This is a genomic window from Streptomyces atriruber (genome assembly GCF_001418325.1).
In the GTDB taxonomy this organism is placed as follows: domain Bacteria; phylum Actinomycetota; class Actinomycetes; order Streptomycetales; family Streptomycetaceae; genus Streptomyces; species Streptomyces atriruber.
The window spans coordinates 1-9,813 of record NZ_LIPN01000336.1; the positions used below are offsets into that span (position 1 = coordinate 1).

Below are 9,813 nucleotides of genomic sequence, written 5' to 3' on the forward strand. Positions count from 1 at the left end.
CGCGTACCATCCGGTCGTTCCCCATGCCCCCTGAATGGCTCGGATTTCGGCATTCCGTGCCGCTTCTGGCCGGGAGGGGGCGCGTAACCGCGAACAGGCGTGTGGCTTCCGGGGGATGAAGGGTCGGGGGGCCCGCGGGGAGCTGGGGGGTTGCTATGGGTGTGCGGCTCATGGTGGTCGACGATCACCGACTGCTCGCCGAGGCCCTCGCCTCGGCACTGAAACTGCGCGGGCACCGGGTGCTCGCCGCCGCCGCGCCCGCCGCGGGCGCGGCGGAACTGGTCATCAGCAGGGCCCCGGAGGTCTGTCTCCTGGGGACGGCCACACCGGCCGAACCGGGCATGTTCGACCCGGTCGTGAAGATCAAGCGGGAGCGTCCGCAGGTGGCGGTCGTGGTGCTCGGCCCGGTGCCGAGCCCGCGCGGGATCGCCGCGGCCTTCGCCTCCGGCGCCTCCGGTTACGTACGCCATGACGAGCGCATCGAAGGAGTGGAGCGCGCCATCATGAAGGCGCGGGCCGGGGAGGCCGCCGTCGCGCCGCAACTGCTGCAGGGCGCCTTCAGCGAACTGCTCAATCCGGCCGCGCAGCCCGACGACGAGGGCCAGCGGCTGCTGCAGATGCTCACGCCCCGCGAGGTCGAGGTGCTGGTGCGGGTCGCCGACGGCGAGGACACCCGGCTGATCGCCGCGGGGATGGGGATCGCCCCGAGCACCGCGCGCACCCATGTGCAGCGGGTGCTGATGAAGCTGGGCGTCGGCTCACGTCTGGAGGCCGCGGCCCTCGCCGCGCGCACGGGTCTCCTGGAGCGCGCCGAGCGTCCCGCGTCGGCCTACGCCAACCATGCGAACGCCACCGGAGGCGCCGACACGACGACGGGGCCCGAGCCACCGCGGTGAACTCGGGCCCCGTCGCCGTTCCTCCGGGGGTCAGTCGTCCGCGGGTTCCTCGACGGGCGTGACCGTCGGGCGCAGCCAGAGCCACCCCAGGAAGAAGAGCCCGAGGGCGAGCATCCCGAGGCCCGTCCACAAGTTGATGTTGATGTCCTCGGCCTTCTTCAGGTCGGCGTCGGACGCGGTGATACCGGCGATCGTCACGATGATTCCGTAGACGACGAACAGGCCGCCGATGATGCGCCGGATGTCGAAGAGGCGCGCGGCTGTCGCGGACTTGCGCTCCAGCTCGGAGACTTCGTGTTGCAGCTCGGACATGTCTTTGTCCTCCGATCGGGTCTAGAGCGAGTACGGCAGGTAGCAGGCCGCGGCGAGCACGATGGCGCCCCAGCCGAGCAGGGCCGGCTTGCGGTACCAGGCGTCGTCCCCCTTCTCCAGTCCCTCGTCCTCCATGCCCGGCGAGGCCGTTCCGTAGACCAGACCGGCCAGTTCGGCCTCGGGCTTGGGCGCGGTGAAGAGCGTGACGACGACCATCACGACGGCACCGGCGACGAAGCCGACGATCGCCGAGACGAAGTTGGCGCCCTGGTCGGTCGGGATGTCGATGACGCCCTGCTTGTAGATCCAGAAGTAGTTGACCATCGCGGCGGTGGTGCCCGCGAGCAGGCCCCACACGCCGGACTTCATCGAGGCCCGCTTCCAGAACATGCCGATGATGAAGACCACGAACATCGGGACGTTGAAGAAGGAGAAGAGGGTCTGCAGGTACCCCATGATGTTCGAGAACGAGGAGGCGATGAACGCCGTGCCGACCGAGGCGAGCACGCCGATCGCGGTGATCAGCCGTCCGAAGTTCAGGTAGTAGCCGTCCTCGCGACCCTTGACCACGTACCGCGCCCAGATGTCGTACGTGAACACGGTGTTGAAGGACGAGACGTTCGCCGCCATGCCCGCCATGAAGGCGGCGAGCAGCCCGGTGACCGCGATGCCGAGCACGCCGTTGGGCAGCAACTCCTGCATCAGGTAGGGGATCGCGTCGTTGTACGTCAGATCGGAGCCCGCCGTGCCGATCTTCGGGACGAGGACGGCGGCGACCAGGCCCGGGATCATCACCAGGAAGACGATGAAGATCTTCGGGAAGGCGGCGATCAGCGGGGTGCGCTGGGCGGCGGAGAGGTTCTTCGCGGAGAGTGCGCGCTGCACCTCGGCGAAGTTCGTCGTCCAGTAGCCGAAGGAGAGCACGAAGCCGAGGCCGAGGATGATCGTCAGCCAGTTGGCGCCGAGCGGGTTGGCGTCACCGATGCCGGTGCCGCCCCAGGCGGTCATGAAGTTCTCGCCGTGCTGCTTCTCGATGGAGCCGGTGAGACCGTCCCAGCCGCCGACCTTCTTCAGGCCGATGACACAGATCGGGATCAGCGCCGCGAGGATCACGAAGAACTGCAGGACCTCGTTGTAGATCGCCGAGGACAGGCCGCCGATCGTGATGTACGCGAGCACGAACAGGCCCGCGACGACGATCGCCACCCACTGCGGCCAGCCGAGCAGGGCCTCGACGACGATCGAGAGGGCGTAGAGGTTCACGCCCGCGATGAGGATCGCCGCGAAGGCGAAGAGCGCCGAGCTGAGCACGTGCGCCGACTTGTCGAAGCGCTGGAGCAGGAACTCGGGGACGGAACGGACCTTGCTGCGGTAGTAGAACGGCATCATGACCAGGCCCAGGAAGACCATGGCCGGGATGGCGCCGATCCAGTACCAGTGGACGACCGCGACGCCGTACTGCGCGCCGGTGGCGGCCATGCCCAGGATCTCGGTGGCGCCCAGGTTCGCGGCGACGAAGGCGAGACCGGTGACCCAGGCGGGCAGTGAGCGGCCCGAGAGGAAGAAGTCGAGGCTGGTCTTCACGGAGCGCCGGGCGGCGAAGCCGATGCCGAGGACCACGGCGAAGTAGATCGCCAGGATCGCGTAGTCGAGGCCGTTGGTGGGCAGCCGAAGCCCCTCGGCCAGAGTTGTAGTGGGGGACTGCATGTGAACTCGCTTCGTTGCGCGAACGGATCAGACGGGAACCTACGCCCCTCGCTTGAATAACTGAACAGTTCTGTTGGTGTTCTTTGTTTGATTGTGATCGAGCTCTCCGGGGGAGGCCGGATGGAGGCCGGGGCCTGCGACGCGGCCGCAGGCATTGACGGGGCTGTTGGCTTGTGATTTGTTATGTTCGTTTCTGTTGGGTGGGTGGTGAGGAGCCCCGGACGTGAAGAAGACCTCGACCCGTCTCGCCGACGGTCGTGAGCTCATCTACTACGACGTGCGCGACGACACCGTGCGCGACGCCGTCGACCGGCGCCCGCTCGGGCCCGTCTCGACGACGTCGGAGGTCCGCAGGGACGTCCTCCTGGGTGACTCGGTGGCCATCGCCTCGCACCGCCAGGGGCGCACCTACCACCCGCCGGCCGACGAGTGCCCCCTGTGCCCCTCCGCCGGGGACCGGCTCAGCGAGATCCCCGACTCCTCGTACGACGTCGTGGTCTTCGAGAACCGCTTCCCCTCGCTCGCGGGCGACGCGGGCCGCTGCGAGGTCGTCTGCTTCACCTCCGACCACGCCGCGTCCTTCGCGGACCTCACCCCCGAGCAGGCCGCGCTCGTCCTGGAGGCCTGGACCGACCGGACCGCCGAGCTCTCCCACCTGCCCTCCGTGGAGCAGGTGTTCTGCTTCGAGAACCGCGGCGCCGAGATCGGGGTGACCCTCGGCCATCCGCACGGGCAGATCTACGCGTACCCCTTCGTCACCCCGCGCACGGCCCTGATGCTCCGCTCGCTCGCCGAGCACAAGGAGGCGACGGGCGGCCGCAACCTCTTCGACGACGTCCTCGCCGAGGAGCGGGCCGGTGAGCGGGTCGTCCTGGAGGGGGAACACTGGGTCGCCTTCGTGCCGTACGCCGCGCACTGGCCCTATGAGGTGCACCTCTACCCCAAGCGCCGGGTGCCCGACCTGCTCGGGCTCGACGAGGCGGCGCGCACGGAGTTCCCACAGATCTATCTGGAACTCTTGAAGCGCTTCGACCGGATCTTCGGCGAATCGGCGGAGTCCCCCACCCCGTACATCGCCGCATGGCACCAGGCGCCCTTCGGGGCCCCGGCAGGACATGACGGGATCAACCGGGACGACTTCGCCCTCCATCTCGAACTTTTCACGATTCGCCGCACTTCGGGCAAGCTGAAGTTCCTCGCGGGTTCCGAATCCGGTATGAGCGTGTTCATCAACGACGTGCCGCCGGAAGCCGCGGCCCAGCGACTGCGAGAGGTAGCGAGTTCATGAGCGGTAAGTACCTGGTCACCGGTGGCGCGGGCTATGTCGGAAGTGTGGTGGCCCAGCATCTGCTCGAGGCCGGGCACGAGGTGACGGTCCTCGACAACCTCTCGACCGGCTTCCGCGAAGGCGTCCCCGCCGGCGCCTCGTTCATCGAGGGCGACATCCGCGATGCCGCCAAGTGGCTGGACTCCACCTACGACGCCGTGCTGCACTTCGCCGCCTTCTCGCAGGTCGGCGAGTCCGTCGTGAAGCCCGAGAAGTACTGGGACAACAACGTCGGCGGCACCATGGCGCTGCTCGCCGCCATGCGCGACGCCGACGTGCGCAGGCTCGTCTTCTCCTCGACGGCCGCGACGTACGGCGAGCCCGTGAACACCCCCATCACGGAGACCGACCCCACCGCTCCCACCTCGCCCTACGGCGCCTCCAAGCTCGCCGTCGACCACATGATCACCGGTGAGGCGGCCGCGCACGGCCTGGCCGCCGTCTCGCTGCGCTACTTCAACGTCGCGGGCGCGTACGGCGACTGCGGCGAGCGGCACGACCCCGAGTCGCACCTCATCCCGCTCGTCCTCCAGGTCGCGCAGGGCAGGCGCGAGGCGATCAGCGTCTTCGGCGACGACTACCCGACCCCCGACGGGACCTGCGTCCGCGACTACATCCACGTCGCCGACCTCGCCGAGGCGCACCTCCTCGCCGTCGCGGCCGCCACCCCCGGCGAGCACCTCATCTGCAACCTCGGCAACGGCAACGGCTTCTCCGTGCGCGAGGTCATCGAGACCGTCCGCCGGGTCACCGGGCACCCGATCCCCGAGGTCATGGCCCCGCGCCGGGGCGGCGACCCGGCGGTCCTCGTCGCCTCCGCCGCCACCGCGCGCGAGAAGCTCGGCTGGAACCCGTCCCGCGCGGACCTCGCGGGCATCGTCGCCGACGCCTGGGCCTTCGCCCGGCGTCGAGAGGAATCAAGGGGTAACTGATGGACGTAGCGGGGAAGTTCGCCGAGCTGTACGGGTACGCGGCGGACGGGGTCTGGTCGGCCCCCGGCCGGGTCAACCTCATCGGCGAGTACACGGACTTCAACGAGGGCTTCGTGATGCCGCTCGCGCTGCCGCACACCGCGGTGGCGGCGGTGGCACGCCGCACCGACGGCGTCCTGCGGCTCCACTCGGCGGACATCGACGCTCCCGTCGCCGAACTGCGCGTCGACGGGCTGACCCCCCTCTCGAAGTACGGGCAGGGCGGCTGGGCCGCCTACCCGGCCGGTGTGGTGTGGGCGCTGCGGGACGCGGGCCACGACGTCTCCGGGGGCGCCGACATCCACCTCGCCTCGACCGTGCCGACCGGGGCGGGCCTCTCCTCGTCGGCCGCCCTGGAGGTCGTCACGGCGCTCGCCATGAACGACCTGTACGGCCTCGGCCTCGACGGGCCGCGCCTCGCGGTCCTCGCCCAGCGCGCCGAGAACGCCTTCGTCGGCGTGCCGTGCGGCGTGATGGACCAGATGGCCTCCGCGTGCGCCACCGAAGGCCACGTCCTGCACCTGGACTGCCGTGACCTGGCGATACGGCAGGTCCCCTTCGACCTCGCCGCCCACGGCCTGCGCCTCCTCGTCGTCGACACCCGGGTCAAGCACGAGCTGGGCGACGGGGCGTACGCCGAGCGGCGGGCCGGCTGCGAGGAGGGCGCGCGCCTCCTCGGCGTCTCCCACCTGCGGGACGTGGCGTACGACCGGCTCCCCGAGGCGCTGGCCCGGCTGACGGACGAGAAGATCCGCCGGTACGTGCGCCACATCGTGTCGGACAACCACCGCGTCGAGCGGGTCATCGCCCTCCTGGACGCCGGTGACGTCCGCGCGACCGGCCCCGTCCTCACCGAGGGCCACGCCTCGCTCCGCGACGACCTGCGCATCTCCTGCCCGGAGCTGGACCTCGTGGTGAGCTCCGCGAACGCGGCGGGCGCGCTGGGCGCCCGGATGACCGGCGGCGGCTTCGGCGGCTCGGCGGTCGTCCTGGTGGAGTCGGCGGACGAGGACACGGTGACGAAGTCGGTCCTTGAGGCCTTCGCCGCGGCGGGCTGCGCGGCGCCGCGCGTGTTCCCGGCGGAGGCGTCGGCGGGGGCGCGCCGGGAGGCCTGAGCGCCGGGAGGAAGTTCTCGGAAAAGGGTGCCGTGGACCGGTCACACTCCGGTGGCCGGTTCCGTCAGGGCAGTGAACAGTCACCGCCCGATGAGGAGCACCCGCCATGTCCACAACCTGTGCAGTCGTCACGCTGATCGCCGCCGCGATGGTGGGCTTCTCCGCCGTCTCCGTCTTCCTGCGCGCCCAGTGGGTCGTGCGGCCCATCGCCGACTACGGCATCCCGATGCCGTGGCTGCCCTGGCTCGGCACCGCCAAGGCGGCGGGCGCCGCGGGCCTGGTCGCGGGCCTGTTCGTGCCGGTCGTCGGGGCCGTGGCGGGCATCGCTCTGGTGGTGTACTTCGCCGGGGCCGTCGTCACCGTGGTGCGGGCGCGCTGGTACGCGCACATCCCGTTCCCGCTGATGTACGCGGCGCCGGTGGTCGGCGCCCTGGCCCTGGGGCCCGCCGCCTGACCGGACGGCCCGCCCGGCCTCAGCCCAGCCGCTTGGTGAGCGTGAACTCCTTGACGCCCTCGGGGTAGTCGGGGATCACGCTCACCAGCTCGTACCCCTGGTTCCGGTAGAAGCCCGGGGCCTGGAAGTCCCACGTCTCCACACGGGAGTTGAGGCACCCCCGGTCCTCGCGGGCCACCCGTTCCGCCTCGGCCAGGAGGCGGGAGCCGAGGCCCGCGCCGCGGTGCCGGTCGTCGACCCAGAGGTGGTTCACGTGCAGCCAGCGGGCCCAGGTGTGCGCGGCGAGGCCCGCCGCGAGGTCGCCCCGCGCGTCCAACGCCCAGAGCGCGAGCGGGACTTCCTGGTCCTCGCGCGTCCCGCGCAGAGCTCTGAGCTCCGGTGACGCAGCCGTATTCGTCTCGCTCAGCCGCGAGCGAAGCAGACCGAGCCGCTCTTTGTCGACTCCCGTCTCAATACGAAACATATGGCTCACCATAAACGCGCTGGCCAACCAGTTCTGCAAATCAGCTTCCGCTCCCGGCGTCCGGCCCTACTCTGAAGGGCAGTGCCGGTGGGGGCCGGCACTGATCAGGGGGCGAGACAGTCGGGTACGCGCCCGGCGTGGGGGGCGGTCACAGCACGGCGGCGGCCGTGCGACCGCGTCGACTCCCGCTCCGTGCGCCGTACCCGCACCAGCCGTTCTCCGATGATGGGGTATCCCCTGCTCCTTGAAGGAGCGTGGGGAAGGGGGTTTCTGTGGTTCGCATTCGAGTCCTGGTCGTCGACGACCACCGCATCTTCGCCGAGTCCCTGGCTGCCGCGCTCGCGGCCGAGCCGGACGTCGACGTGTCCGCGGCCGGCAGCGGTCCCGCCGCGCTGCGCTGCCTGGAGCGGGCGGTGAACGAAGGCCGCCGATACGACGTGCTGCTGGTCGACGCCGACCTCGGCAGCACCGCCAGCGCCCTGCAGGGCACCCGTCCCCAAGCTCTCGGCTTCGCTCGGGCAGGGGGGACCCCCATCGCCGCCCCCGTCCAGGAGGGCAACGCCGACGGGCTCGTCGACGGCATCTCCCTGGTGGCGGGCGTCCGTTCGGGCCAGCCCGCCGTGCGCACCGTCGTGCTCGCCGAGAAGGACGACCCGCGCCGCGCGGCCCTCGCCCTGCAGGCGGGCGCCTCCGGCTGGGTGGCCAAGGACTGCTCGCTGTCCCGCCTCCTCACGGTCATACGAGGAGTGCTCAGGGACGAGACCCACCTGCCGCCCGCCCTGCTCACCGGCGTCCTGCGCGAGCTGACCGCCGCCCGCAAGCACCGCACCGAGTCCGAGCGGCTCGTGGAGTCGCTGACCCCGCGCGAGCGGGAGGTGCTGCGCTGCATGGTGGCGGGCCTCGGCCGCAAGGCGGTCGCCGAGCGCCTCTTCCTCTCCCCGCACACGGTGCGCACGCACATGCAGAACGTGCTGGGAAAGCTGGGCGTCCACTCCACCCTCGCCGCCGTGGCGCTCGCCCGGCGCGCGGGCGTCGGCCCGGCCGACCTAGCCGGGGATGTTGTCGAACGGGGCGGTCAACTGGCGTAGCAGTCCGGCCAGTTCGCCCCGCTGGGCGCGGGAGAGCTCCACGAGGATCGCGCGCTCCTGTTCGAGCAGCCCGGCGAGGGCCTGGTCCGCGCGGTCCCGGCCCTCGGCGGTGAGGCGCACCAGGACGCCGCGGCGGTCGCTCGGATCCGGCAGCCGCTCGACGAGGCCCTTCTTCGCGAGGCGGTCGATGCGGTTGGTCATCGTGCCGGACGTCACGAGGGTCTGGGTCAGGAGCTGGCCGGGGGAGAGCTGGTAGGGCGCGCCCGCGCGGCGCAGCGACGTCAGGACGTCGAACTCCCACGGCTCCAGGTTGTGCTCGGAGAAGGCGAGCCTGCGGGCCCGGTCCAGATGCCGCGCGAGCCTGCTCACGCGGCTGAGCACCTCGAGTGGTTCCACGTCGAGGTCAGGGCGCTCCCGGCGCCACGCTGCAACCAGCCGATCGACCTCGTCCTCCATGGCGATCAGTGTAGGGGGTCTGTCGACATGAAGTCTCTTGACGTCAAGATACCTCGGGTTCAGGATGGCGACAGACGCCCGTCATCCGAGGAGGTCCACATGCCCGCCGCCGCCACCTGGGACCCGCAGCAGTACCTGCGCCACGCCGACCACCGGTCCCGCCCCTTCGTCGACCTGCTCGCCCGCGTCCCCGAACTTCCCGCCTCCGGCCGCCCGCCCCGCATCGCCGACCTCGGCTGCGGTCCCGGAAACGTCACCCGGCTCCTCACCGGGCGCTGGCCCACCGCGTACGTCACCGGCTTCGACAACTCCCCGGCGATGCTGGCCGGGGCGGACGAGCTGGCGGGCCCCACCGGGGGCGGCGGCCGCCTGGACTTCGCGTTCGCCGACGCCGCGGACTGGACCCCGGCCCCCGGGACGTACGACCTGATCCTCTCCAACGCCACCCTGCAGTGGGTGCCGGGCCACCCCGACTCGTTCCCGGCGTGGATCGGGGCGCTGGTGCCCGGCGGCACGTTCGCCTTCCAGGTGCCGGGCAACTTCGACGCCCCCAGCCACGTCCTCATGCGGGAACTCGCCGGAACCGAACGCTGGCGCGACCGCCTCGGCGACGTCCTGCGGCACGCGGACGCGGTGCTCTCGCCGGGGGCGTACCTGGACCGGCTCGCGGGCCTCGGCTGCGAGGTCGACGCGTGGGAGACGACGTACCAGCACCTCCTCGTGGGCGAGGACCCCGTCCTGGACTGGGTGAAGGGCACGGGCCTGCGCCCGGTCCTGACGGCCCTGGCGGACGATCGGGCGGCGACGGAGGAGTTCGTGGCGGAGTACCGGACCCTCCTCCGCGAGGCCTACCCGTCCACGGCCCACGGCACGGTGTTCCCGTTCCGCAGGGTGTTCGCGGTGGCCCGCAGGACGGACGGCTGATGCGACGGAGGTACCGAAGCCGCCGGTGCTCGCGGCACGCGGCGGCTGCCTGACCGGGCGAGGGGGGGGCTGGTGCGCTTGGCGGTGCGGGGTGCACGGG

Annotated in this window: 11 protein-coding genes; 7 read left to right on the forward strand and 4 right to left on the reverse strand. The window is 71.2% G+C overall.

Annotated elements, in window-relative coordinates:
- Positions 1–155: 155 nt before the first annotated feature.
- Entirely contained in the window at positions 156–896 is a 741-nt protein-coding gene (locus AOK03_RS30210; protein WP_244177809.1) for a helix-turn-helix transcriptional regulator, read from the forward strand.
- Between the two features lie 30 nt (positions 897–926).
- Here the strand turns inward: AOK03_RS30210 and AOK03_RS30215 are convergent, their stop codons facing one another.
- Positions 927–1,208, reverse strand: coding sequence for a hypothetical protein (locus tag AOK03_RS30215; protein ID WP_055568543.1), 282 nt, complete (start codon positions 1,206–1,208; stop codon positions 927–929).
- Between the two features lie 21 nt (positions 1,209–1,229).
- A complete protein-coding gene (locus AOK03_RS30220) occupies positions 1,230–2,915 on the reverse strand; it encodes a sodium:solute symporter family protein (RefSeq protein ID WP_055568544.1) in 1,686 nt (561 codons plus the stop codon).
- A 223-nt stretch (positions 2,916–3,138) separates the two neighbouring features.
- On the opposite strand from AOK03_RS30220, the gene galT reads away from it, so the two are divergent.
- From galT to AOK03_RS30240, 4 genes are all read left to right on the forward strand, one after another.
- Positions 3,139–4,203 carry a galactose-1-phosphate uridylyltransferase gene (galT, locus tag AOK03_RS30225; RefSeq protein WP_055568545.1) on the forward strand — a complete coding sequence of 355 codons (1,065 nt, stop codon included), beginning with the start codon at positions 3,139–3,141 and terminating at the stop codon, positions 4,201–4,203.
- Entirely contained in the window at positions 4,200–5,174 is a 975-nt protein-coding gene (gene galE / locus AOK03_RS30230; protein WP_055568546.1) for a UDP-glucose 4-epimerase GalE, read from the forward strand. Before galT ends, galE begins: the two co-directional genes overlap by 4 nt.
- Positions 5,174–6,328 carry a galactokinase gene (gene galK / locus AOK03_RS30235; protein WP_055568547.1) on the forward strand — a complete coding sequence of 385 codons (1,155 nt, stop codon included), beginning with the start codon at positions 5,174–5,176 and terminating at the stop codon, positions 6,326–6,328. The genes galE and galK overlap by 1 nt, the downstream gene beginning before the upstream one ends.
- Before the next feature lie 106 nt (positions 6,329–6,434).
- Entirely contained in the window at positions 6,435–6,782 is a 348-nt protein-coding gene (locus AOK03_RS30240) for a DoxX family protein (RefSeq protein WP_055568548.1), read from the forward strand.
- 19 nt (positions 6,783–6,801) lie between these two features.
- Here the strand turns inward: AOK03_RS30240 and AOK03_RS30245 are convergent, their stop codons facing one another.
- Positions 6,802–7,257 (reverse strand): GNAT family N-acetyltransferase, encoded by a 456-nt coding sequence (locus AOK03_RS30245; RefSeq protein WP_208609626.1) that lies wholly within the window; start codon positions 7,255–7,257, stop codon positions 6,802–6,804.
- Positions 7,258–7,517: 260 nt separating this feature from the next.
- On the opposite strand from AOK03_RS30245, the gene AOK03_RS30250 reads away from it, so the two are divergent.
- The gene (locus AOK03_RS30250; protein WP_055568549.1) at positions 7,518–8,333 is read left to right on the forward strand and encodes a response regulator transcription factor; all 816 of its coding nucleotides are present in this window, start codon (positions 7,518–7,520) and stop codon (positions 8,331–8,333) included.
- Here the strand turns inward: AOK03_RS30250 and tamR are convergent.
- Positions 8,292–8,789 carry a MarR family transcriptional regulator TamR gene (gene tamR / locus AOK03_RS30255; RefSeq protein ID WP_055568550.1) on the reverse strand — a complete coding sequence of 166 codons (498 nt, stop codon included), beginning with the start codon at positions 8,787–8,789 and terminating at the stop codon, positions 8,292–8,294. The genes AOK03_RS30250 and tamR overlap by 42 nt on opposite strands.
- Positions 8,790–8,888: 99 nt before the next feature.
- Here tamR and AOK03_RS30260 point away from each other — a divergent pair, with 99 nt between their 5' ends.
- Positions 8,889–9,713 (forward strand): trans-aconitate 2-methyltransferase, encoded by an 825-nt coding sequence (locus tag AOK03_RS30260; protein ID WP_055568551.1) that lies wholly within the window; start codon positions 8,889–8,891, stop codon positions 9,711–9,713.
- Positions 9,714–9,813 lie beyond the last annotated feature (100 nt).

Bases quoted from the DNA above. Each gene is read 5' to 3' on its own strand.
- AOK03_RS30210 (WP_244177809.1), top strand. From the start codon at position 156: ATGGGTGTGCGGCTCATGGTGGTCGACGATCACCGACTGCTCGCCGAG.
- AOK03_RS30215 (WP_055568543.1), bottom strand. From the start codon at position 1,208: ATGTCCGAGCTGCAACACGAAGTCTCCGAGCTGGAGCGCAAGTCCGCG.
- AOK03_RS30220 (WP_055568544.1), bottom strand. From the start codon at position 2,915: ATGCAGTCCCCCACTACAACTCTGGCCGAGGGGCTTCGGCTGCCCACC.
- galE (WP_055568546.1), top strand. From the start codon at position 4,200: ATGAGCGGTAAGTACCTGGTCACCGGTGGCGCGGGCTATGTCGGAAGT.
- galK (WP_055568547.1), top strand. From the start codon at position 5,174: ATGGACGTAGCGGGGAAGTTCGCCGAGCTGTACGGGTACGCGGCGGAC.
- AOK03_RS30240 (WP_055568548.1), top strand. From the start codon at position 6,435: ATGTCCACAACCTGTGCAGTCGTCACGCTGATCGCCGCCGCGATGGTG.
- AOK03_RS30245 (WP_208609626.1), bottom strand. From the start codon at position 7,257: ATGGTGAGCCATATGTTTCGTATTGAGACGGGAGTCGACAAAGAGCGG.
- tamR (WP_055568550.1), bottom strand. From the start codon at position 8,789: ATGGAGGACGAGGTCGATCGGCTGGTTGCAGCGTGGCGCCGGGAGCGC.
- AOK03_RS30260 (WP_055568551.1), top strand. From the start codon at position 8,889: ATGCCCGCCGCCGCCACCTGGGACCCGCAGCAGTACCTGCGCCACGCC.